Below are 24834 nucleotides of genomic sequence, written 5' to 3' on the forward strand. Positions count from 1 at the left end.
AGCGGTATTATTATTTTTGCTGCCCCTGCTTTTGCTGTCTCTGCTCCGACGAGTTTTTGTTGCCCTGTAACCAATAGTTTATTTTTGACAGCATTCTTTCCAGGTCAATGGGCTTGGATATATGATCGTTCATGCCCGCGTCCAGACACTTTTCCTTGTCTCCGACCATTGCGTTGGCGGTCATCGCAAGAATCGGCAAATCCTTATGCTTAGGGTTCTTCCTGATGGTTCGGGCCGCTTCATAGCCATCCATCACCGGCATCTGCACGTCCATCAAAACCAGGTCGAAGGTACCCGTTTCAACGGCATCGACCGCTTCCTGACCATTCACTGCGGTGGTGACATCAAATCCCGAGTCGCTCAACAGGGTTTCAGCAATTTCACGATTGACCAAAATATCATCAGTCACCAAAATTCGTGCGCCCTGTATGTCTTCGGCGGCTTGATCCGTTTTGTGTGCTGCATCGTAACTAGATTGGATCGAGTTTTCATGGGGCGCCTTGCCAACAAGGGTTGATGCGACACTGTCAAACAGCACTGAGTTTTTAACCGGCTTGGTTAAGAATTTTTCAATACCGGTTTCTTTGGCTTCAGATATGATGCGCTGATGGGCATGGGCGCTCGCCATGATGACGGCAGGCATATCCTGAGTGCTGAGTTTCAAGCGTCTGTAGGTTTCCATGCCGTCTATGTCAGGCATATTCCAGTCTAGCAGCACCAGGTCATATTTATTCTTCTCGCACTTTGCCAAGGCATCGTAACCGTTAATGGCAGTATCGACGGTGCAGCCAAAACGCTTTAAGGTCTCGCTAAAAATCTCTCTGGCGTGGGGGTTGTCGTCTGCGACCAGTATGGTTTTACTGCTTAGCTGGTTGGCAAACTGCTGATAGTCTATCTGCTTCTGCTGGGATATTTTGAACGGCAGGGTGACGATAAACTCAGACCCTTTTCCTACCGTGCTAATGACAGAAATTTCACCTCCCATGATGTCCACAAGCTTTTTGCTGATGGCTAGACCAAGTCCGGTACCACCGTACTTTCGTGTTGATGATGTATCCGTCTGATAAAACTCATCGAACAGGTGCTCAAGTTTGTCTTCCGGGATGCCAATACCCGAGTCGCGGACGCTGATCTCAAGGGTTACGTTGTACAAATCTTTCTTGATTGGGCGAATGGATACTATCACCTCTCCACGCTCGGTAAATTTAACCGCATTTGAGCAGAGGTTAACCAGCACCTGATTGACGCGAAGTGGGTCTCCAAGAAGGTAGTGAGGGGTTTCCAGATCGCTTTTGATAATGAATTCGACACCCTTCTCTTCGGCATTAACGCTGACCACATTCGACAGGTTATCGATCAACTCATTCAGGTTGAAAGGGGCATCTTCTATATCCAGTTTACCTGCTTCAATTTTGGAAAAGTCCAGAATATCGTTGATAAGCCCGAGCAGCGAGCCGGAGGCTGACTTTAGTTTGTGAAGATAACCCTGCTGGGTCTCGTTGAGGTCGGTCAGAAGGCAGAGGTTTGCCATACCGGTGATCGCATTCATCGGGGTGCGGATTTCGTGGCTCATATTAGCCAGGAATTCACTTTTTGCCGCGTTGGCCCGCTCGGCGATTTCTTTTTCAACTTTCAGTTCCTGATAGGCTCTATGCAGCTCGGCACTGCGTTTTTGTTCGCGGCTTCTAACGGCGTTCGATGTATGTTCAAAGGTATCAATCAGCTCCTTGAATTCAGTAATATTTGATGTTAAATCCAGGCGCTCATTACCTTCCGGGTCAAATTTCTTCATCGCCTCTTTTAAATCAATAACCGGTGCGGAGAGCTCTTTTGACAGGATATATGAGACTAAAATACAGAGTGCAATGGCAATGACCAATAACGTTATCATCAGCGCCTTCATTTTCGTTACCGGCGCTAAAACCTGCTGTTCAGGAACGGATAGCAACAACGAATAGCCTGTCTCACCGATAGGCGTATAAACGGCGTAATCCAGCTGGCCACTGTCGTCGAGATAGGTTTTATAACCCGAATCCCCCGCTATCATCGATTTTCCGATTTGTTGCAGTGCTTGGTTCTCTTCACCAAGAATACTGGTTAATTGTGAGGCTTTTTCACCGGCACGGGTTTTAATGATATTGCCCTTTGAGTCTTTCAATACCCGGATGACTTTATTGTTATCCCAGTGGTACCAGTAGGTTCCGTCACCGGTGACCATTGCAAAGCGGGCATGGCTGTAGCGTGAGGAGATATCTTTCTTTATCTTATTGAGCTTTTCTTCAATCAGCTCCCAGGGTATTGACCCACCAATGAGCCCTTTTAGCTTGTTTTGGTCATCCAGGATGGTGGCGGCGATGACGATTTGCCTGACCCCTGTGGTGTACGAGATCATCGGATTGGAGGTATATATCGCGGCTCTTTTGCCATCATAAGCGCCGACTGTTTGTTGCCAGTAATCCCGCTCGGCGATTGATTTTGGCCGTGACAACGGGTCATCATCATTAAATGTTCGCAGCATTCCCTGGTGAGGGTTGCCGCCTGCGGTATTTAAAAAGTGCCCCTTGTTATCACCCAGAATAAACTTCTCAAACGTATTGGGCTGGCGAGACAGCTCCTGTTTTAAGTACGGTAGTGATGACTCAAATGGAGAATTTTTTATGGCCGGCAGAGAAGCCAACAGACTAATCTCACTCTGTCTCTCTCTGAAAAAACCATTTAACGTTTCTGCTTGAGCGTCCAGCTCGCCTTGAACGCTGTTGAGGGTGAGTTTGATGGTCTGAGATGAGGATATCCACAAGCTGAGTCCAATTGCCAAACATAAGGGGATAAGGCTGGCGATAAGCGTAAAAAGCCCAATTCGGGTACTGAATTTCATTAGTATGTTCTGTTTGCTAGCGATATTTTCAGTATAGGCAAGCTTTATGAAAGCATCGGGTGAATTTTCTGCAAGTTGCTTTATGATTAGCCGATTACCCGCTAGTATTTTGAAAATACTGGCTGTGTAGATCAAGTACCCTGTTTTAAAAACGGGGCCTGCACACAATTTTTGTTTAAAAGATGTCTGACGTTGAATAACGTTTTATATAGGTGAGGTTGTTTTCTGCTATGGCGATTCATTCAATTAATCAATTATTACTAGGCTCCGTCATTGCTGGTAGTGAGGTGACGATCAGGGGCTGGATTCGATCACGCAGGGACTCCAAGGCAGGCATCTCGTTTCTTCATGTACATGATGGCAGTTGTTTTAACCCACTTCAGGCGGTAGTGCCTAATGAGCTTGAAAACTACGAATCAGAGGTACTTAAGTTGTGTGCAGGCTGTTCCGTAATTGTGACGGGCACACTGGTTGAGTCGGAAGGGAAAGGTCAGGCCTACGAAATTCAGGCAACCCGTGTTGAAGTGGTCGGTTGGGTGGATGACCCGGAAACCTACCCTGTGGCGAAAAAGCGCCACACTTTCGAGTACCTGCGAACGGTTGCGCACTTACGCCCACGCACCAACGCGTTTGGTGCCATTACCCGAGTAAGAACCACCTTATCCAGCGCGATACATCGCTACTTTCATGAGCGGGAGTTTAACTGGATCAACACGCCTATTTTGACGTCAAGTGACTGTGAAGGGGCGGGCGAGATGTTTAGAGTCAGCACTCTGGATATGGTTAACCCGCCGAAAACAGATGCCGGAGCGATTGACTATTCGAAAGACTTTTTTGGCCAGGAGACCTTCTTGACAGTATCTGGCCAGTTGAATGTCGAGTCTTATTGTTTAGCGATGTCTAAGGTTTATACCTTTGGGCCGACCTTTAGAGCCGAGAACTCACATACCAGCCGTCACCTGGCAGAGTTCTGGATGGTTGAGCCGGAAATAGCGTTTGCCAATCTCAATGATGATGCAGACCTTGCGGAAGATTTCCTTAAGTATCTATTTAGCGCCGTATTAAATGAGCGTAGCGACGATATGGCTTTCTTTGCTGAGCGAATTAATAAAGAGGCGATTAGCCGTCTGCAAAATGTTATCGATAACCAGTTTGTAAGGATGGATTATACGGAAGCCGTTTCAATACTTAAAAGTTGCGGCAAGAAGTTTGAATTCCCTGTGGAGTGGGGGATTGACCTGCAATCGGAACATGAGCGTTATTTAGCGGAGCAGCACGTAGGGGCACCCGTTATTATCATGAACTACCCAAAGGATATAAAAGCATTCTATATGCGCCTGAATGATGACGAAAAAACGGTTGCGGCGATGGATGTGCTAGCGCCGGGCATTGGTGAAATTATTGGCGGCAGCCAGAGAGAGGATCGTCTTGATGTGATGGACGCGCGAATAGATGCCACATTTTCAGGGCCGGGCGAAAGCCACAAAGAAGCGCTTTGGTGGTATCGCGACTTACGCCGCTATGGTTCAGTTCCTCACGCCGGTTTTGGGCTGGGGTTTGAGCGCTTGCTGAACTATATAACCGGCATGGAAAATGTGCGAGACGCGATTCCATTCCCTAGAACGCCAGGCAATGCCCCTTTTTGATGTGATCTGCCCCCTCTTTGGGTCGCCTAACATGGCAACCGAAAGAGGGGCCGGAGAGGAATGGCACTTACTTAAGCTTGTCATCCTCGCGAACGCGGGGATCCATAGGGTTGTAGGCTCCGTTCCAAATGGATTCCCGCCTTCGCGGGAATGACTTTTGAGACTAGAGAATGATAGTAGTGGGTCTTAAGTAAGTGCCATTCGGGCCGGTGAGGAATGTGATTTAAAAGACGTTCAGAATATTAAACATGCCAACAAAGTCAAATACCGGCATGGCGCGCTTATGGCAAATATAGGTGCGGTCAACCTGTCCTCTAAAGCGGGACTTGGTAAACTCAATGCCTTTAAAGCTATAGATAAAACCGGCGTGCTCGTAACACAAGCGGAGCGCCTTCTTAACCCACCAGCTTTCTTGCGGCTCATCATCCTTGGCCATGCTGGCAGGAATAAATCCCAAGTCCAAGCGCTTTAGACCTTCGGCCTGAAAAATCGCCATCGCATGGCTCATAATGGTGTAGAACAAGCCCTGATTAAACTCGACATTGGAGCGGGATATGTTGGGTACATAGCTCACTACTTCGTTGTTCTGGTAAATCGGGTCAAAAAATACAAACCCTACCGGGTTCCCGTCGACATATGCATAGAAGTAGCGCACGCCTTCGGTGTAAGACATATTCATCGGGCGGATAAGGAAACGTATCTCCTGGCCTTTTATTTTTCGCGTCTTGAGCCATTTGTCGGAGATTTCTCTGGTATGCGTTTCACATAAAGATTCATGGACTTCTACGCCACACTTTTTGGCCTGGTTAACCGCAGTGCGAATCACTTGTTTCTTTTTGCCTTTGAGACTCCAGTTCTCAAGGTCGACTGTCGACTGAGACCCCATTTGTGTCCCAAAATAGTTATGCTCTTCATGCAGGTGTCGCATAACAGGCTTGGATACCTGGCAAAAAACCGCATTGGAGTGCTGTTCGAGAAACTTGTTAATAATGAGCGGCATATGCTCAGGCGAACATACCGGGTCTCCCAATGTAAAGGGTTTGCCGTTAAAGTTTTTCATGTAGCTGATATAACCTATGCCCGGCATATCGAAGTAACGCATATCCGGCTGCATGGTGCAGAAAGACAGCACATGGTTACCATGGCGTTTCAGGTAAGCAATTCGCTCTGCTTCGGTGAAGTAACCATTTAGGGGGCGATCAGCATAGCGAAGGTCCAGGTTTGCAGCAGCGGGAATCTGAGAGGTTGCTGCAGTAACATTACCGGAAATAACGCCCTCTGACCCTAACTGTTCGACTTCAAGAGATTTTGACATAGCAGATTGATTATTCATTGCAAACACCAAGCTTTAATTGCTCGCCTTATTTTTATTAATGGTCAAGCTATCCTAATTGACTACAGGTCAATTTCCTCTCACCGATGGCGTCAAATGCGTAACATTTCACGTCAAATCGTTTCATTTTTGTTTTTTTGTGACATGCTCGCCATTTAGCGTAAGCATCTGTATAAATAGCGATACAGGTTTAACCACTATTGTGAAGTTAAAATACTGCAGTGAAGTTAAAACATTGCAGTGAAGTTAAATTGCTGTGTGATACTGAGTAGATCTTCTACACTGATTTATCAGGCACTCGATATTAATCGAGACCTTTGCACGACTACTACGCTTACAAATACATCGTGCAAAGGCCTCTAATCACTTAATAAGGAATGGTTATGATTACCTATGCATACTGGGCACTGGTTATTGGGTTGGCATTGTTAGCATTATATCTTTTAGGCGTAAAACGCGACGGGTGGAAAGCCGCTGCTATTACGTCGCTGGTGATTATGATTATTGGCTGGGCAGCTTACTTCTTCCACTTCCAACAGTTGTTCGTGAAACGCTGGGGAGGCGTGATGACGGTAAAAGTGCCAGAAGGCCAGTTGCATATGGGGGCCACCTGGAAAGATGATAACCTCTGGATCGAGAACTATGATCCTAAAACCAACACGTGCCATTTCAGGGAGTTTTCAAAAGGAGCCCTGCTGGAAGGTAAAGTGGTGATCAAAGATTGTAATCCGTTGCTGCCAGGCAGAGCATTACCCTTGCAATAAAGACCAATGAACTTGTCAGTATAGTTTACACATGTAGATAAATCACGTTTTTTGTTTACATGTCTATTTTTTATCCTGTTGAATTTTAAGCATTTGTGTTGATTGGCCTTGTTTTTGCTGACATGACTGTCACCAATTATTATTTTCTAGGATGTTAATATGTTAAAGCAAATCGTAGCAGGCTTCGGCGCATTAGTATTGGCTGCAAGTGCGAATGCATCGCTTATTGAGAACGGTGACTTTGAAAATGGACTTAGCCACTGGAACACGACCAACCTGATCGGTGGTGGTGTTTCCGTGATTACCGACCCCGCCGATAGCAGTAATCATATTGCTCGCTTGGATGACCCCAGTTCTGTCGGAATTGAGTCACTATGGCAGGATTTTTACGTACCAGCAGGTGTCGACAGCATTACGGTTTCATTTGATTACAAGTTTGAAGAGGTTGATAACTCTCTTCTGCTAACAGATTCTGCATGGGCTAAAATCCTTAAGTCTGATTCTGGTACATGGATTGACTTTGATGTTCTAGGCTATACACATAAAGACTCTGGTGGTTGGGTTTCTTTCGAAGGACGTGTTGATACCACCTCGTTGATGGATATTTCTCCTAATGCATCAATTATTTTCAATATCTTTGAGGTTTGGGGAGGGGTGTTTTTTGATAAAACTGACTCAGCGCTGTTTATTGATAATGTCTCTATTGCAGACTCCAATGCCAGCGCCACTGTCCCAGAGCCATCTTCGTTGATGTTACTGGGGTTGGGTTTGCTTGGTTTTGGCCTAAGCCGCAAGCGCGCGGCGTAATTGCCTGATTGATATCCTGAGTGGCTGGTGCTGTTAGTGCCAGCCATTCAACCTTCCTTTAATTGTTTCACCCCCTCGCCTGCACTCTTTCCCTGTTTTATTTATACCCTATCTCATTGCCACAGAACTGTTGATATTTAACTTATTCGCCTACACTGTTACTAACGTTTTGGTTAAGGAAGATCAGGAAAATGGTGCGGCCTGTACTGTTGTTGCTTTTAGTGTTGATAGCGAGTGATATCGCTGCAAAAGCGCGCTTGATAATTAGTTACGAATCTAAAGAAAACCCGCCTTACTATATGGGGGTGGGGCCTCAGGTCAGTGCGGATTACCCTGGTATTTCTGTTGAGCTAATCAATGAAATTGCATTGAAGCTGGGTGTTGAGGTGATATATCGGCGAACTCCCTGGCAAAGAGGGTTGTTTATGCTCAGTAATAACCATATTGATGCGATTTTTCATGCAAGCTACAACGAAGAAAGACGAAATATTGGCTATTACCCTATGAAAGACGGTGTTATTGATGCCAGTCGCAGCATCATGCCTCAGTCGTATTTCTTTTATGTTAAGAAGCCTGCTCCATTCAGCTGGAGTGGTCAGAACTTTTCGTCAATTAAAGAGCGCATCGGGGCGGTTATAGGTTATGCGGTGGTCGACTTATTGCGTGAAAAACAGGTCGACGTGGTTGAGGTTAGAAGTCAGGTAATCGGTCTGAGAATGCTGCAATATGGGCGGATAAATGGTTTCGCTGGTTTGGAAAACATGGTGGATCTCCAGCTTCAAAAGCACCCAGATGAATTTACTGACATAGAGAAAATTACCCCGCCGATCATGACTAAAAACTATTACCTGCTGTTCTCCAAAAGATTCTACCGAGAAAACACCGAACTGGCAGAACGTATATGGGACCAAATGAAAGTCTTTAGAGAAAATGGGCGATATCAGGAGATAGCAAATAAGTATAAGGACAAATTGAACTAGTGCACTGTTTAGTATGTCGTCAGTGTTAACATTGGAAGGTATCGACAATACTAATATACACGCCAATATAAAGGGAGCACCTTACGTATGGAACTGCTGATTACTGGGTTATGTATTTTTTTCTTGATTCACCTTCTACCGACCACGCCCACACTTAAATCAACGCTGGTCACAAAGTATGGTGAAATGCCGTATAAGGCAGTATTTTCGCTGATATCGCTAGCTGGGCTTTTGTTGATTATATGGGGTAAAGCAGACGCGGAATTTGTCGCGGTGTGGAATCCGCCGGTGATGTTTTCCGTCTTAACCAAGCTGATTGTGTTGCCTGCAATTGTCCTGTTGGTTGCGGCCTATCTGCCTTCAAATATAAAAAGACACACCCGCCACCCAATGTTATGGGGTGTTTCTTTGTGGGCAATTGGGCACTTGATGATTAACGGTGACATGGCATCAATATTGTTATTTGGTAGCTTCTTGATGTTTGCGCTGGTTGATATGGCGTCTGCGAATAGCAGAGGGGCTACCCTTCAAAAAGAATCCAAGCCCTTAATGAATGATATCGCCGTGCTTGTGTTAGGTGGTGCCGGGTATGCGCTGCTAGGTATTTTTCATCAGCGCTTATTTGGTGTCCCTATCGTTTGATGGGATCGTAAAGACCTTGGCAAAATGTGTGGCTACAAAGAAGTAAGAGGGTGCCCTGCGCCCGATAGAATGATTTTTAATAGGCAGATAAATGGCACCGGTTGAGCGCCATTTATCGCTGTGTGTTAACTAATTTAAAGGCAAATTAGTTAACCTGTTGACTAGGATTTTTTAATATCCAACAGTTCAACTTCAAAGACCAAGGTGGAGTTGGCCGGTATTTTCGGGCTAGGGCTGCGAGCGCCATAAGCGATTTCTGATGGCAGGTAAAGTTTCCATTTGTCGCCCACTTTCATTAATTGCAGGGCCTCAGTCCAACCTTTAATAACTGCATTTAGCGGGAACTCCGCAGGCTGATTGCGTTCAACTGAACTGTCGAAAACGGTGCCGTCAATCAGCGTACCGTGGTAATGAACTGAAACGGTGTCTGTTGCTTTTGGGCTTTCTCCTTCGCCACTGCCCTGAGTGATGACTTCGTACTGAAGGCCGCTGTCTGTGGTAGTGACGCCTTCACGCTTGGCGTTCTCAGCCAGAAACTCTTTCCCTTTTTGGCTTTGTGCGTTTGACAGTGCTTTTTGCTTCTCCATCTCTCTGTCACGAACGGCCTCTGCAGAGGCTTTAATGGTTTCGTCATCGAGGCGCTGCTTGCCATCCATTGCATCGCGCATACCTGCTGCGATGGCATCAACATTCATAACAAGTTCTTGCTGCTTGAAGTTCTTGCCGATATTCAGCCCCATGCCGTAGCTGACTTTATCCATATCAGACTCTAAGGATACTTCTTTTTTCTGATCTTCATTGCAAGCAGCTAACGCTAACCCCAAGACACCCACACCAGCCAATTTTACAAATTTCATTTTTCGTTCCTAATATTTTTAATATATCTGGTTTTTCCACCAGTTCATCACTCAACAACAATCATATCGTTATTCGGGTGGTTAAAACATTACTGATTGGTAAGACAGGTTCACAGAAAGGTGAATTAGCCGAACTTAACCGTGTCGCCCGAAGCAGGCCCCTGAAACAACCGGCAATCGCCTAGATCTTGGGCAACCGCCTAGACCTTGGGCAATCGCCTGAACTATGCGGTTGATATAACCGTGGTAAGGGCGCTTGCTAAGGAAGCCTGTTAAACTGGCCCACAACGGTGTCTTCATATTTCAGTATGGCGAGGTTTTGTCCGCTGACTTCAAGGGTGTACAGCAGCGTGCCCTCTTCCTGGTCTGAGCTACCACACTGAATATCTATTGTTTCGGCGCTTGATGCCTGCCAGTAACAATTTAGAGTGGGTGATTGCTGGTCAGCCGGATAAATCGCTGCTTTACCATCAAAGTCAACGCTAATGCGTGTATAAGGTACGTCATTGCTGTTAACGGCGACCCACTTGCCTGCACCTGGGTGGCCACTGCAAGCGGTTAGTAAAGAGACGGTTATTGCCAGGCAGAAGAGCGTCAGATTTTTAAAGCGCCCGGCTATCGTTAACTGCCCTGCCAGGTTTAGCGGGTTTACACTGTTTTTTAGCATGTGTCTTGTAGCTCTGTTGAATATAGTAGCTTTGTTGAATATAAAAACCAGTCACTCAGGGGTGGATGAAAGCAGCCCATGGAGGGTGTGCGCGTGTTCTACCGTTACCAAACCTCGTGGGGTCAGGTAGCCACCGTCTTTCTGTGTGATCATTCCTTTGTCAAATAGCCTCTGAGTGGCCTCTATCAATGATGGTGAAGCCGTTTTATGAACTTTTATCCCTTCTTGCGTACTGTCTTTAAATTTAATTAACACGTTTAGTTCATCGACTAGATCAGGCTTGAATGGCATAAAATTCTCCGGTTTCTTATTGGTATTTGACAGGCCTCACTCTACGGCCTGTTGGGGTGATTTGAATTGTTTTATATCAACAGTCTAGAGCAAAAAACAAAAAGACGGATAGGGATCATGACTTTTACGCGATTTTAATTCTGACAACATTCATGACTTCAAAAGGAATTCCGGCTACGTTCTCGCTACTTGGATAATAGGTCAGGTTTACGCGTGCGCCTTTAAGGTTCTTGTAATGTTCTTTGCGCTTAAATTTAAAGGGGACATCGCAACCTTCGATCATTACGGTGTTGATCACCCAGTCATCCTCGTCGCGCTGCACATGGGAAACGACTTTTTGCATTTCTGAGCGGGTTAAATTCTGGTTCTTCTTTAGTAATTTTTGAGGGTCTGACTGCATATTGTCGGCTTCTGGCATTTGTTAGGTTTGATGTTGCTGTCATGGACAAGGCTATATTCTATATTGCCGCTACAGTATAAACAGGCGTAAGAATAAATATCTTATCAGTGCTGTTGAATAGAGGGTTAGGTTATTAGTACGTTTCGGCTGAAATTATCAGACGTTGAGTTTGTTTCGCTAACGTAGTGGCATATCGAAAGCTGCAATATCAAAGGGAGTATTAAAGAGGTTTGTTAGATGAGACTTGTGTTGCTTTCAGCAGTGGTTGGCGTGCTCTAGTATAGCTCAACTGATTCCCAGGCTTGCATTATCATCACCTGCTGATCGCCGTTTTTTTGGGTATGACTGGAGAGTGACGCCAGTGTCTCAGAGATATTATCAACCAGCGGATGAGGGGGAAGCAGCGCTTTGTTTATTGGCAGCATAAAGTTATCCCAATGGATAGGAACGACTATTTTGGCACCAACGGCATCAATGGTTTCGTTAAAATAAGTCTGCTTAAACTCATTAGACTGCTTGCTGAGGCCTGCAATACCCAGAAAAATAACATCGGCCTGATAAGGGGTGAGCAGATCATCGACATAACCACTGCTGGCTTGAACTAGAATGTTCCCGAGAGGGTGCGCAATATGGACCACATAGCTGCCACCCTCTTTAAAGTCTGTTAAGCGGGGTTGTGCCGGAAGGGGCTGGACAATATTTTCTCCGATACCTGTCACTTTGGCCATCACCGATGGGACAGGTGAATGCTTTGATTTGATCATGGTTACATTGAACTGGCCGAACTGCAGCGTTCTATTGTTATCTACCACTTCGATTTTTGCTTCTGGCAGGCCTTTCCCTCGTGCGATGTTGGCGGTTGACTCTGAGCCGAATACCACGGCATTTGTCAGCTTGGCCACTTCTGGCGCATCCATTGCGTGATCATGGTGTGAGTGCACCACCATAATGCTTTCCAGTTTGTCGACTTTCAGGCGCGCGAGGCTTGATTTTATTAACGGAAGATCTGACTGAATTGACCCCCATAATAGTGATTTGATATCGGGGCGCGTAAAGAACCCATCGATCATGATAGCGTTGCTTCCGTCTGAAAAAAGCAGCGTTGAAGTGCCGATAAACGTCGCGGTGAGATGGTCGGGGTTGTCAGGCGGATCCGGTGTTAACCGGTATTGCTCAAACCCGATCAGAGGGTCTTTGGTATTCAGTATATAAAAGGCAGAGGCCATCATGATGATGGCTAACCCACTGATAATTAATAGTAACGAGAAAATCCTGCGTATCATAACCCCATCCTTGAATTGCGCCTTTTGGTGCCCTTAAATAAACTCCGTTATTGCCAGAACTAATCTTTGCTACTTTTTAGGTTTAGATTTAAATTCCTTAGTGCTCAGGCTACTTGTGTTTTATTACATGCTAAATAATCGTTCACTGGCAGCAATCATGGCTGATGAATTTTTCGCCAGGGTTTTGCTTGTTCAATTTCATAAGCGACTTCCAATAGCGTTCTTTCACGCCCTAACCCCGCCATAAGCTGAACCGAAATAGGCAAGTTATTTTCGGTTTGTCCCATTGGCAGTGACAGTGCCGGCCCACCTGAGGTATTTGCCCAAGGAGTAAAGCTAACATATTGCATTAGCCGATTAAACAGCTCTTCAAACGGGATGTCAGGGCTAATATGCCCCAGTTTTGGCGTCGTGTGTGCCAAGACAGGGGTTAAAATAACATCATAATGGGAGAATGCTCTAGCGTAATCGTTTTGTGTCTTCCTCAGTCGATATAGGAACCAGGGCGTTTTGTGATAATTCTTCTTGTATAAGCCTGCTAACCCGACACTTAGCGCATCTAGCCTATCAGGCTTAAAGCTACGATCAATGACGAGCTTGCCCGTTTTCTGAGTCATAAATGCCAGCATCGACCAATACAAGCTGAAATCTTCTATAAATGAGTTTGGGACTAACATTGGCATCTCTTCAACATAATGTCCCAAGTTGCTGAGTAGCGCAGAGGTCTCCTGAAGCGTCCTGAGGGTTTGCGGGTCGGTGTCGTGGCCGGTGATAGAGTGAGTAATAACCCCGACTTTTAACCGCTTGTCTGCGGCGCCTTCGACCAGTCCAATTTCAGGTAGTCGATTGTTGCGGTAGTACTTCTCTGCTTCGGCATGAAAGTAGGCGGTATCTCGCACTGTTCGGCTGACAATACCTTCACTAATGATGTTTATAGGCAGTAGTTTGGCTTGAACCGAGTCGACATGTCGTCCTCTACTCGGTTTTAACCCGACCAGACCGCAGCAGGCAGCGGGGATTCGGATTGACCCTCCGCCGTCATTGGCGTGTGCGACAGGGACTACACCGGCGGCTACTAACGCCGCTGCGCCTCCTGATGAGGCGCCGGTGGAGTATTCGATATTCCAGGGGTTGCGGGTTGGCGCGCTGTGCTCGGGCTCCGTTGTGGCGTTGAAGCCAAACTCCGGCAGGGTGCTTTTACCCAGCACAGTGAATCCTTGCTCAATATACTGGCGCGTGTAGGGGTCGTGCTTTTTATCAGGTTTGGCGCGAACGGCATCAGAACCATGCTGTGTCGGTAGCCCTTTAAGCGGCCTGTTATCTTTGATAAACGTAGGAACACCGGCAAAAAAACCACTTTTCAGGGTGTTCGATGTCATTAGCGCGTTATCAAAACAGTCGGTCGCAATGGCGTTTATATTTGGCTCGACCTTGTGCGCGCGTGCGATGGCCGCTTCGGTGACCTCTCTGGCGCTGAGTGTTTTTGATTTTATCAAACGAGCGATCTCTACCGCATCATGATCGGCTAACGCGTCATCGCAAAATGCGTGAAAGGTGTTTTTGTTATTAGTCACATTAACTCACTGTATTAAAAGAATAGTTATCTGCTCGCTAAAGTCTGTTTTTAGTTAACTGATGCGGTTTTTTTACGGGCCTGCTGCTGATCTAAAAATTCAATTAAAGCGCCCCAAAAACGTTCGAGATTGGGGTTTGGGTTATTTTCGAGCGAGTAGAGCCTGACTTCAACAGGAATATCCCACTCGCCAGTTCCAGCACGCGCCATCTTGCCGTATTTCAGACTATCGTCAACCAGCCGTGAAGGCAACCAGCCGACGCCAAAGCCTTCTTTAACCATGGCTTTTACGCTGACAGAATGAAAATTCCGGTTCACTGTTTGCAGGTGTGCCGTGGGTTGCTTCTCCTGCAGGAATGATTGAATCACTGGTCGCAGTAATGAATCCTCATGGTAATCAATATAGGGGATGGGCTTTCGGCTGGAGCCCGGCAAGTTATATTTTGCGGTGTTTGAATCGATGGCGGCAGAGCAAGGGATGAGCTTTTCGTGTGCAACGGTGATATAGCGGTGACGGTTATCGCCTTTGGTGGCAATGGGCTCGATAGCGGGGTGCCAATAACAGAGCATGAGGTCGCACTGGTTCTGCATGAGGGCATTGATGAACTGGCTGCTGTTCCAGGCCGTTGAGTTAAGGTTAAGTTCAATATCAATGCCTGCATCGTCACAGAACGGTTTCAGCCATGCCTTATAGAAATTCAAATAGAGCGTTTGGCTGGTCGCAAAACTAAGTCGATTCTGCTCTTGGCTGTGAATGTCATTACAGCGAACTTTGGTTTCTTTAAGAATCTGGGTGATTTGACGGGCGCTTTGCAGAAAGTCCCTGCCTGCGGGAGTGAGGGAGAGTGGCAGTGTGTTGCGATCAACAAGCGTGACCCCCATCTCCTCCTCCAGCATTTTGATACGTCTGCTGAAGGTGGGCTGGGTGACATTCTGCTCATCCGCCGCACGTGAAAAGTGCTGCGTGCGCGCCAAAGCTATGAAGTCCTCTAACCAGCGGATTTCCACTAAATACCTATATTCCTGCTCTGCATATCCCTATTGAAGGGAGGCTAAATTATGACGTTGATACCATAGTTTAGCCTATTATGATTGAAATCCGGGTAACGTTCTATAAACGCCCTTCTTCAATTGCGTGGCATGCCACCTGATGCCCGGCGTCCGTGGCAATCAACTTCGGTATTTCCTGACGGCACCGATCAGTTGCATGCTGACAGCGACCATGGAAGACACAGCCAGTGGGCAGGTTTACCGGAGTAGGTACTTCGCCAGTTAGCTTAATATGGCTGGGTTTATTGTCTTCCAACCTTGGAATGGCGCTGAGCAGCGCCAGGGTATATGGATGTTGAGGGTTGTTAAACAGTTGTTCCGTCGTGGTGAGTTCGCACAGGGTTCCCAAGTACATGACGGCAACACGGGTGCCGAAGTGCTGTACCACCGAGAGGTCATGAGTAATAAACAGGTAGGTTAAGTTACGTTGTTCCTGCGCTTCCATCATCAGGTTTAACACCTGAGCCTGGATCGATACATCAAGTGCCGAAATAGGCTCGTCAGCGACGATAAATTCAGGGTCGACAGCAAGCGCACGGGCGATGCTGATGCGCTGTCGCTGACCGCCGGAAAACTCATGGGGGTAGCGCACTCCCCAGCTAGGGTCGATCCCCACCGAGAACATGACGTCAGCTACCTTGTTTTCGATATCCTGCGCGCTTAGGGTGGGGTTATGAAACTTGACGGGTTCGGCCAGTGTCTGGCTGATCGTCATTCTGGGGTTAAGCGATGCATAGGGGTTCTGAAAGATCATCTGCATCTTCTGTCGATATGGCATCAGTGCCTTGTTGGGCAGGTTATCAATGCGTTGACCCTGATAGCAGATCTGGCCTGCTGAGGGCGAAAGCAGCCCCATCACCGTGCGTGCGACGGTTGACTTACCGCAGCCGGATTCGCCTACCACGCAGAGCGCTTCGCCTTTTTCGACGGATAGCGATACGTTATTGATGGCGTGGACAAACTCCTGCTCGCGTACGAATTTTCCTCCGCGAAATTTAATCTGATCAAGAAAGCCTCCAGAGAGAGGGAAGCGCATTTCTACATTTTTGATATCGACTAATGCGTTTTCACTGCTCATTGTTTAATCCGCCTTCTTTTTCTGCCAGCTCATCGTTACGTGTATCGGTCGATTTATTCAGTTCATCAATCAGGTGACAGGCGACCGAACAACCACCCGAGGGGCTATAGCCAGGTAGTTCTGTCCGGCATCGCTCTGTGGCATAACTGCAACGTGGGTGAAAGGCGCAGCCGCTCGGTGTGTTCTCAAGTGACGGCATATTGCCAGGAATCTGACTAAGCCGACCGCCTGGTACCGCTTGCTGCGGCAGTGCATTGATTAGCCCTTGGGTATAGGGGTGTTGAGCATCATTGATGATCTCTTTGGTTGGCCCCATTTCGATGATCCTGCCGGCGTACATCACGATGGTTCGTTCAGTAACCTGTGATACCACACCCAGGTCGTGGGTAATTAGAATCAGTGCCAGGTTTTGGCTTTTGCACAGCTCTTGCAGCAGATCCATGATCTCGGCCTGAATGGTCACATCCAGGGCGGTGGTGGGTTCATCGGCAATGATAATATCGGGGCTCAGGAGCAGTGCTGTTGCAATGATAATCCGTTGTTTCATGCCCCCGGACAGTTCATGGGGGTACTGATCAAGGCGCTTTTCCGGCGAGGGGATATGCACAAGCTTGAGCTTTTCAAGTGCGATGCGCTTTGCTTCTGCTTTCGACATTTTAGTGTGAGTGCGCAAACACTCAATCATCTGCTCACCCACCGTCAGCACCGGATTCAGTGTCATCATCGGGTCTTGAAAGATCATACTGATTCGGTTGCCGCGAATCGTTCTTAATGCCTTATCGGATAATTTCGACAGATCCTGGCCGTCAAACAGTATCTCGCCGCCGGTAATTTTGCCCGGACGGCTGATCAGGTTCAGAATCGAAAAGGCGGCGACTGATTTCCCAGCACCAGATTCACCTACAATACCCACTCGCTCGCCTCTATTTAGGCTGAACGATACATCTCGAAGCGCTGTTACTGCGCCCTTTCTAAGCTCAAACTTTACTTCGAGGTTTTTAACATCTAACAGAGACATGTTTTACCCCTTGTATAGTTTTGGGTTAAGTACATCACGCATCCAGTCACCCAGCAGGTTAACAACCAGTACCAAAACAATAAGCACAATGCCGGGAATAACGGTGATCCACCAGGCACCTGAGAATATATATTCGAAACCACTTGAGATGAGTGACCCCAGCGATGGTTTGGAGACGGGCATGCCCAAACCCAAAAACGAAAGTGCCGCCTCAGATATGATGGCGTTGGCAATTTGCACCGTTGAGATCACCAGAATGGGAGAGAGCGTGTTTGGAAGAATATGCTTAAACATGATACGAGGTGAACCAAAACCGATCACTCGGGCAGCATCAATGTACTCTTTCTTGCGCTCAGCCAACACCGACGCCCTGATAGTTCGTGCATATTGGGGCCACTCGGCGATGCCGATCACCATAATCAGCATAAACAGCGCGAGCTGTTGATATAGCTCAGTACCGAAGGCGGCCTGAAATATGGCCAGTACAATGATCGCCACCATCATGGTCGAAAATGAGAGCTGTATATCCGCAAGACGCATCAGAAAACTGTCAATTCTGCCGCCAAAATAGCCTGCTGACAGGCCGACAATAATGCCCAGAAATGCCTGTAGTAGCACGGCACAGATTCCGATCGTCAACGATATACGGGTTCCGTAAAGAATGGTGCTGAACAGGTCTCGACCCTGTGCATCGGTGCCCAGCATAAAACGTTCATCCCCCTCTTCTTCCCACGAAGGAGGCCGTTCAGAATCCATAATGTCGATCTGAGTCTGGTCATAAGGGTCGAAAGGCGCAATAAGCGGGGCGGCAAAACTGATGATAAGCAGCATTACAAACACGGCGAAACTTATTGAGGCAACTTTGTCGCGCTTAAAACTGTGCCAAAAATGCGAGTCTCGGAAGCGCTCCAATGCACTTGGCCTATGTTCTGGCACAAGACTGCTACCTGGAACCTGCTGCGAGTGCGTTTGCTGTGCACCATTCTGAGGTGAGCCGTTCTGAGATGAGCCGTTTTGAGGTGAACCGTTTACTTGAGTCATTGATTACCCCTTCCCGCTCGCAAGTTTAACCGTTGGATTAACCATTCCGTAAATCAGATCGACCAGCGTATTGGTGATCACAAAAATAGCGCCAACCACAATCAGGTAGGCAACAATAAGCGGGGTATCAACCCGGTTGATGGCTTCGAGGAAGAGAAACCCCATCCCCGGCCATTGAAAGACTGTTTCGGTCAGTATGGTGTACGCGACCATGGTGCCAATCTGGACGCCTCCGACAGTAATGACGGGAAGCATGGTGTTTTTAAACGCATGAACAAAGTAAATGCGATAAGGGGGAATGCCCTTGGCCCAGGCATATTTAACATATTCCGACTGCAGCACTTCCATCATTTCGGCTCTGATCAGGCGGATAAACAACGGCATCATAATCGATGCAAGTGATATACAGGGAAGAACCAGATGAACCAAGCCGTCTTCGGTTAAAAAACCGGTGTCCCAGAAACCAAACAGGTTAACAGTTTCACCTCGACCAAAAGAGGGCATCCATCCGAGTTCGATCGAGAAAACATATATCAATCCAATAGCGGTGAGGAATACCGGAATCGAAATGCCGACGATACTGAGCCCCATGATGAATTTTGAAAACCAGCTTTCCGGTTTAATCGCGGCGTAAATCCCAAGCGGCACCGAAAACAGTACAATAATAAGTGTGGCTCCGAATACCAGCTCCAGGGTTGCGGGTAGCTTTTTCAAAATAACCTCAAGTGCGGGCTCTTTGAAAAAGTAGGAGGTGCCGAGGTCTCCCTGAATCGCTTTCCCGGCAAATCGGAAATACTGAGTCAGGAATGGGTCATTCAGGCCCATTTCGTCACGCAGTGCTTCTCGCTCGGCTTGTGATACCGATTGACCGAGCATTTCACGGAGTGGGTCGCCGAGATTGTCCTGAATTGAAAAGCTGATAAGACTGATAATGAACATTACGATAAAGGCTTGGAATAGCCTTCGTATGAGAAATGCAAGCATAGGCACCGTCATCGCTAAGCGAGAAATATGGCTTCAACAACAGGGTCTGCTGGTTCATCTCATGATTATATGCGAATGAATACCAAGCCAGCCCTTGATTCTGTTGGGTGCGTTGATGCACCCGGTACAGGTTTTAATCTGAAAATCGTACTAGTCTGGCGGATCATACAGCCCGACCGAGCCGTATGAACCGACATTGATCAATTGGTTACTCTTTTATCACCAAGTCGCCCAAATATGGGAAATCCATAACATTAAGAATCGGCTCGATATCAACACCTTTCCTGGCCGCCCAAGCAAGGTCTTGCCAGTGCAGGGGAATAAACCCGGCATCGTCATAGATGATCTTCTCAATATTCTGCATAATTTTGGCGCGCTTTTCTGAGTTGGTCTCTGTGTTTGCTGCTGCGACTAACTTATCGACTTCAGGGTTACAGTAATTACCGCTATTGTATTGTCCAGCGCCGGTTTTGGTGTCTGGACAGGTCGACAAGAACTCAAAGAAATTATTCGAGTCTTCCGTATCGGCGTGCCACCCAATCATCATAATGTCTGCTGATCGGGCATCAAACTCAGGCCAGTACTGTGCTTTAGGCATTGTTTTTAAGTCGACTTTAATTTTGATTTTAGCCAGCATGGAGGTCACCGCTTGTGCGATTTTCTCATCGTTCACATAGCGGTTATTCGGTGCCATCATGGTGATGGTAAAGCCGTTTTCATAACCCGCTTCTTTCATCAGTTGCTTCGCTTTTTTCAGATCATAGCGCGGCTTTAAGTCAGGGTTGTGTCCCAAGTAGCCTTTGGGGCTGAATTGCGCGGCTGGTGTGGCGAATCCTTTCATTATTTTCTTGGCGATGCCTACCTGATTAACCGCATGGACAATGGCCTGGCGAACCTTTGGGTTCTTAAACTCTTTACGGCGCTCCTGATTCATTTGCAGGGTGATAATACGGGTGCCGCTCATAGTGACCAGATTCGCATTCGGTGCTTTGTCGATGCGTTTTAAGTCTGTTGGCGGAACGGGAGCAATAAAATCTACATCATTTGAAAGAAGCGCTGCGACGCGAGTGGGGGCTTCTTTAATCGGTGTTAATACGATTTTATCGACATTGCCTTTGCTTTGTTTGTCCCAGTAATTGCTATCCCGAGTGAATTCGACTTTTACACCCTGCTCGCGGTAGGTCACTTTATAGGGGCCGGTGCCAGAGATGTTGCGAGACGCAAATGAGTTACCATGCTTAACCACCGCGCCCTTGGGGTTACCGTTTTCGTCGGTGCCTGAATAGAACTTGCTGTCCATCGGAAACAAATAGGTTGCGTTGTTCAGTACCAGTGGAAAAGGTTCGTTGGTTACCAAGTCAACGGTATATTCATCAACCGCTTTGGCCTCTTTAAATGGCGAAAAAACAGCCTTGAAGTCTGGCGACTCTCTCAAACGGTCAAATGTCCAAACCACATCAGCAGCAGTCATGGTGTTGCCACTATGGAATTTGATGCCTTTGCGAAGGTGAAAGCGCACGGTCAGGTCATCAATGCGCTCCCACTTTTCAGCCAGACGAGGCTCAAAACTAAAATCTTTAGTCCATCTCACAAGCGGGTCAAATATCATATGGGAGAGCTGAAGTGTCCCCCCTGATAGCTGCTCATGAGGATCCATGGAAACCGGGTCTGCGTCATAAGCCATTTTTAGCGTAGCAGCCTGGGATGTAGCGACCCCGGAAGCAAGTGCTATCCCCGCCAGGAGTGAGATGGTCTTTTTCATAGTTTTTACCTTTATAATTATGGGTCGTCTGGATTTAGGCGTTCCTTTTTCCATGACGAAGATAGTCGGTTGAGACAAACCATTATTAGCCTAGCGAAAGTCATAGTGATCACCAATCGAAATTCTGAGATGGCTCATAGAGGATATGCATAACCTTATTTTATTTGTTGAATAGGTTAATCAAAAAATATCGTGGGCTTGATCTATCCCATTTAATAAACTTAATCCATGGTGCAGAATGGCCTGATCTTTTATGAGAGAGTTCTGCACGACTACTGCGCTTACAAATACAGCGTTAAAAAATGACTCAAAATGCTCATTTATAGACCATAAACTGCGCTTTTTCGTCATGTTTTGCCTTGTCTTTGATTCGCTCATAACGTCGTGCAAAGCTCTCTATGAGCTTTTCTCAAGGCCAGAGTGATGTTTTCAATACTAGAAGCCACTCGATAACACGGACTTAAGTAACGATGTCTAATGTAGATAATATGAATGCCGCTATGGCTATCCCCCCTATTTTGCGTTTGGCGTTCAGGCCTCTGTTTTTAGGCGGTACGCTGTTTTCTATTATTGCACTCTGCTGGTGGGCCTATTTTTGGGTTGCCCCGTTTGACTGGCAACCCTACGGTGGGCCGGTTTGGTGGCATGGCCATGAAATGCTGTTTGGTTTTGGTGCAGCGATTGTGGTTGGTTTCCTGTTAACCGCTGTACAGAGTTGGACGGGAGTTCCCGGCTTGAAGGGCAACAAGCTCGCAGTGCTGGCGCTGGCCTGGCTGTTGGGGAGACTCTTTATAGCCTTTGGCGGCTCACTTCCGGGCTGGCTTGTGGCCGTTGTTGACCTTAGTTTTTTGTTGCTGAGCGCAATGGCTATGGCTTATCCCGTATTGAAGGTGAAGCAGTGGCGCAACTTGATGTTCGTACCGATTTTGCTGGTATTGATGATATTGAATGGTGTTAGTCACTGGGGCGTGCTGACAGACAACGCGCTGACGGCGCTTCACTCGCTGCATGGTGCCATTTTGCTGATTGCCTTAGTTGTTTCGATTATTGGCGGCAGGGTGATCCCTTTCTTTACTGCCAATGCATCAAGTTATACCCGGCTTCCGAATATTGGTTGGCTCGACGGGTTGAGCATTGGCAGCATCATTGCGTTGGTGGTTATTGGTTTTGTTGGTTTTTCAGTCGTTCCTCAGCCTTTGCTCGCAGTACTAAGTCTTTTAGCGGCGGTATCGAATGGTTGGCGCTTTATGCGCTGGGGTATTGCGCACACGCTTAGCACCCCGTTGTTATGGTCGCTTCACTTCTCGTATCTGTTTGTGCCGGTAGGGATGATTGCACTGTTTTTGTATAGCATGGGTTGGCTTGGGAATATCAGTATTGCACTGCACTGCCTGACTGTTGGTGCAATGGGAGGCATGATTCTAGCCATGATATCGAGGGTTACGCTTGGGCATACCGGGCGTAAACTACAGCCGCCAAAGTTAATGACACTGGGTTATATTCTTATTTTGACTGCGGCAGTGGTGCGCGTGTTGCTGCCTTGGCTGGTTCCACCGCTTGCCAATTGGGGAATTGTCGCTGCGGCCGTTCTCTGGGTCGCCGCATACAGTATTTACCTGCGTTATTATGGGCCAATGCTGGTTACAACCAGGGCTGATGGCCGCCCAGGCTAGAGCTGATATTGATCAAGTACAGATTATAAGCTGCCCGTTATTATTAGCGGATATTAACAAACAGTTGGTCAATCACGAGTAAGTCAATTAAGAGGAAGAGTCTATGAGTTGTTGTGGCGGATGCGGTGGCGAAAGCAGTGAGCAAAAAGGCACCGAAAAAGATAAAGAAAAGGGTCAAGATAAAAAGTAACATTTAAACACTGAAACAATATGGTCCGCACACTATATTGGTTTAGTCTTAAAAACCGGCTGATGCCGGTTTTTTGCGTTTGGGGAGCTGTAATATATAACTTCAGTTACGGCTACTTATTTCAACTATCGTTATCTTCTGAAAAAACGGCCTTTTACTAAGGTAGTCTTGCACTATAGTTACATACTAGGCTCAATTCTTAATTGATTATTTCGGGCTGTAACCATGCTCTACAGACTATTCAGGAGCTACCGGCAAGATGAATCTCGCACAGTGACATCAATAGGTATTAACTATATCAAGGCACAGCAAAACCGTAATGAGGGTATTTTCTGGTCTCAACAGCAAAATTTAGCTAAAATCCCTTCCCTTTTTGAGTCCAACCGATTAGATGGCAAAGGCGGAATGTGAATGGCTGTAAAAACTGCAGATGTATTGTTGGTCGGAGGTGGTGTGATGAGCGCCACATTAGGCATGATGCTTACACAACTCGACCCATCATTGAAAATAGTGATGGTGGAACGGCTTGATCATGTTGCTCATGAAAGCACCCATGGCTGGAACAATGCGGGTACAGGACATGCAGGGTATTGCGAGCTAAATTATACACCTCAGACAGAAAGTGGTGATGTTGAAATTGAGCGTGCGCTGGCTATCAATGCTTCGTTTGAGGTGACGCTCCAGTTTTGGTCGTATCTGGTTGAGAATAATATCCTCCCTGCTCCTACTCATTTCATCAACTCCGTCCCCCACCAGAGTTTTGTCTGGGGCGAAAAGGACGTTGAGTTTCTTCGCAAGCGCTATGAGTTAATGAAGGCTCATCATCTGTTTAAAGATATGGTTTATAGCGAAGACCCAAGAGTATTGAATGAGTGGATGCCGTTGGCAATGAGCCAGCGAGACCCCATGCAACCGGTCGCCGCGACGCGGGTAGATTATGGTTCGGATGTGGATTTTGGTTCGTTAACACGGAATATGGTGGAGAACCTAAAGACTAACCCTAACTTTGAACTGTTGATGAACAACCCGGTAACCCGGATTAAGCAGCAGGAAAATGGCCGATGGTCGGTTCGAATTAAAGAAAAGCATACCAAAATTGTTAAGACGATTGATGCGGGTTTTGTCTTCCTGGGGGCTGGCGGTGGCGCACTGCCGTTGTTGCAGAAGTCTGGAATTCCTGAGCGAAAAGGCTATGGTGGTTTTCCGGTCAGTGGCCAGTGGCTGGTTTGTACCAAGCCAGAGGTTGTTCAACAACATCGCTCTAAAGCGTATGGAAAGGCACCTATTGGCGCGCCTCCCATGTCAGTTCCTCACCTTGATACAAGGATTATCAATGGTAAGCCGGCTTTGTTGTTCGGGCCATTTGCCGGTTTCACCACCAAGTTTTTGAAAAAGGGTTCGAAGCTTGACCTGTTTGGTTCGGTGAAAGGCAATAACCTGGCTCCGATGATGTCTGTTGGTGCTAATAATATGGATTTGACTCGCTACTTAATTGGCGAAGCTTTCCAGTCTCACCAAGAGCGTGTTCAGGCGCTGCGGAATTTTTACCCCGAAGCAAAAGAAGAGGATTGGAAACTCGCGAAAGCAGGCCAGCGGGTTCAGATTATCAAGAAAGACGAGAACGGCAAGGGCAAGCTGGAATTTGGCACTGAGCTGGTCGCCTCGGCAGATGGCTCACTGGCAGCACTGCTAGGTGCTTCGCCGGGCGCGTCGACCGCCGTTCAGGCGATGGTTGATGTGGTTGAACGTTGTTTTAAAGACCGCCTTGAAGGTGCTGGCTGGAAAACCAAGATGAAGGAGATGATTCCGTCTTATGGAGAGTCTCTGGTTGACGATGAGGCACTGCTCAACACAACACGTCAAAGAACACTGGCGACACTTAAGCTGGTGTAAGCTAAGATGGAACTGTTCGTGTATAAA

At 47.1% G+C, this 24834-nt stretch carries 22 protein-coding genes; 8 read left to right on the forward strand and 14 right to left on the reverse strand.

What is annotated here, in order from left to right:
* Positions 1-10: 10 nt before the first annotated feature.
* Entirely contained in the window at positions 11-2875 is a 2865-nt protein-coding gene (locus MY523_RS18555) for a hybrid sensor histidine kinase/response regulator (RefSeq protein WP_250656165.1), read from the reverse strand.
* Positions 2876-3105: 230 nt separating this feature from the next.
* Here MY523_RS18555 and asnS point away from each other — a divergent pair, with 230 nt between their 5' ends.
* Complete coding sequence (gene asnS / locus MY523_RS18560) at positions 3106-4521, forward strand: asparagine--tRNA ligase (protein ID WP_250656166.1); 1416 nt, start codon at positions 3106-3108, stop codon at positions 4519-4521.
* Positions 4522-4744: 223 nt separating this feature from the next.
* On the opposite strand, the gene MY523_RS18565 is transcribed toward asnS, so the two are convergent.
* A complete protein-coding gene (locus MY523_RS18565; RefSeq protein ID WP_250656167.1) occupies positions 4745-5854 on the reverse strand; it encodes a DUF2156 domain-containing protein in 1110 nt (369 codons plus the stop codon).
* Between the two features lie 383 nt (positions 5855-6237).
* Between MY523_RS18565 and MY523_RS18570 the strand changes: the two genes are divergently transcribed.
* From MY523_RS18570 to MY523_RS18585, 4 genes are all read left to right on the forward strand, one after another.
* The gene (locus MY523_RS18570; protein WP_250656168.1) at positions 6238-6618 is read left to right on the forward strand and encodes a hypothetical protein; all 381 of its coding nucleotides are present in this window, start codon (positions 6238-6240) and stop codon (positions 6616-6618) included.
* Between the two features lie 159 nt (positions 6619-6777).
* Positions 6778-7425: a PEP-CTERM sorting domain-containing protein gene (locus MY523_RS18575; RefSeq protein WP_250656169.1), complete on the forward strand. Its 648-nt coding sequence runs from the start codon at positions 6778-6780 to the stop codon at positions 7423-7425.
* 191 nt (positions 7426-7616) lie between these two features.
* Positions 7617-8405 carry a substrate-binding periplasmic protein gene (locus MY523_RS18580; RefSeq protein WP_250656170.1) on the forward strand — a complete coding sequence of 263 codons (789 nt, stop codon included), beginning with the start codon at positions 7617-7619 and terminating at the stop codon, positions 8403-8405.
* 87 nt (positions 8406-8492) lie between these two features.
* Positions 8493-9047, forward strand: a complete 555-nt coding sequence (locus MY523_RS18585; RefSeq protein ID WP_250656171.1) for an NnrU family protein — start codon at positions 8493-8495, stop codon at positions 9045-9047.
* A gap of 161 nt (positions 9048-9208) precedes the next feature.
* Here the strand turns inward: MY523_RS18585 and bamJ are convergent, their stop codons facing one another.
* From bamJ to MY523_RS18645, 12 genes are all read right to left on the reverse strand, one after another.
* Entirely contained in the window at positions 9209-9904 is a 696-nt protein-coding gene (bamJ, locus tag MY523_RS18590) for a BamJ family beta-barrel-assembly machinery protein (protein ID WP_250656172.1), read from the reverse strand.
* A gap of 259 nt (positions 9905-10163) precedes the next feature.
* Positions 10164-10571, reverse strand: a complete 408-nt coding sequence (locus MY523_RS18595; protein WP_250656173.1) for a hypothetical protein — start codon at positions 10569-10571, stop codon at positions 10164-10166.
* 51 nt (positions 10572-10622) lie between these two features.
* Positions 10623-10862, reverse strand: a complete 240-nt coding sequence (locus MY523_RS18600) for a TIGR02647 family protein (RefSeq protein ID WP_250656174.1) — start codon at positions 10860-10862, stop codon at positions 10623-10625.
* Between the two features lie 124 nt (positions 10863-10986).
* Positions 10987-11280: a hypothetical protein gene (locus MY523_RS18605; RefSeq protein ID WP_250656175.1), complete on the reverse strand. Its 294-nt coding sequence runs from the start codon at positions 11278-11280 to the stop codon at positions 10987-10989.
* A gap of 257 nt (positions 11281-11537) precedes the next feature.
* On the reverse strand, positions 11538-12545 hold the full coding sequence (locus MY523_RS18610; protein ID WP_250656176.1) for an MBL fold metallo-hydrolase: 1008 nt from the start codon (positions 12543-12545) through the stop codon (positions 11538-11540).
* A 155-nt stretch (positions 12546-12700) separates the two neighbouring features.
* On the reverse strand, positions 12701-14119 hold the full coding sequence (locus tag MY523_RS18615) for an amidase (RefSeq protein WP_250656177.1): 1419 nt from the start codon (positions 14117-14119) through the stop codon (positions 12701-12703).
* A 50-nt stretch (positions 14120-14169) separates the two neighbouring features.
* Entirely contained in the window at positions 14170-15126 is a 957-nt protein-coding gene (locus MY523_RS18620) for a LysR family transcriptional regulator (protein ID WP_250656178.1), read from the reverse strand.
* A gap of 103 nt (positions 15127-15229) precedes the next feature.
* The gene (locus MY523_RS18625) at positions 15230-16246 is read right to left on the reverse strand and encodes an ABC transporter ATP-binding protein (RefSeq protein ID WP_250656179.1); all 1017 of its coding nucleotides are present in this window, start codon (positions 16244-16246) and stop codon (positions 15230-15232) included.
* Positions 16236-17264, reverse strand: coding sequence for an ABC transporter ATP-binding protein (locus MY523_RS18630; RefSeq protein ID WP_250656180.1), 1029 nt, complete (start codon positions 17262-17264; stop codon positions 16236-16238). Before MY523_RS18630 ends, MY523_RS18625 begins: the two co-directional genes overlap by 11 nt.
* Positions 17265-17267: 3 nt before the next feature.
* Positions 17268-18305 carry an ABC transporter permease gene (locus tag MY523_RS18635; protein WP_250656181.1) on the reverse strand — a complete coding sequence of 346 codons (1038 nt, stop codon included), beginning with the start codon at positions 18303-18305 and terminating at the stop codon, positions 17268-17270.
* 3 nt (positions 18306-18308) lie between these two features.
* On the reverse strand, positions 18309-19289 hold the full coding sequence (locus tag MY523_RS18640; RefSeq protein WP_250656182.1) for an ABC transporter permease: 981 nt from the start codon (positions 19287-19289) through the stop codon (positions 18309-18311).
* A gap of 208 nt (positions 19290-19497) precedes the next feature.
* Positions 19498-21051 carry an ABC transporter substrate-binding protein gene (locus tag MY523_RS18645; RefSeq protein ID WP_250656183.1) on the reverse strand — a complete coding sequence of 518 codons (1554 nt, stop codon included), beginning with the start codon at positions 21049-21051 and terminating at the stop codon, positions 19498-19500.
* 470 nt (positions 21052-21521) lie between these two features.
* Here MY523_RS18645 and MY523_RS18650 point away from each other — a divergent pair, with 470 nt between their 5' ends.
* From MY523_RS18650 to mqo, 3 genes are all read left to right on the forward strand, one after another.
* Positions 21522-22724 (forward strand): NnrS family protein, encoded by a 1203-nt coding sequence (locus MY523_RS18650; RefSeq protein ID WP_250656184.1) that lies wholly within the window; start codon positions 21522-21524, stop codon positions 22722-22724.
* 415 nt (positions 22725-23139) lie between these two features.
* The gene (locus tag MY523_RS18655) at positions 23140-23325 is read left to right on the forward strand and encodes a hypothetical protein (protein ID WP_250656185.1); all 186 of its coding nucleotides are present in this window, start codon (positions 23140-23142) and stop codon (positions 23323-23325) included.
* The gene (mqo, locus tag MY523_RS18660) at positions 23326-24807 is read left to right on the forward strand and encodes a malate dehydrogenase (quinone) (protein WP_250656186.1); all 1482 of its coding nucleotides are present in this window, start codon (positions 23326-23328) and stop codon (positions 24805-24807) included.
* Positions 24808-24834: the final 27 nt, after the last annotated feature.

It is taken from the genome of Alkalimarinus coralli (assembly GCF_023650515.1).
Taxonomy (GTDB): domain Bacteria; phylum Pseudomonadota; class Gammaproteobacteria; order Pseudomonadales; family Oleiphilaceae; genus Alkalimarinus; species Alkalimarinus coralli.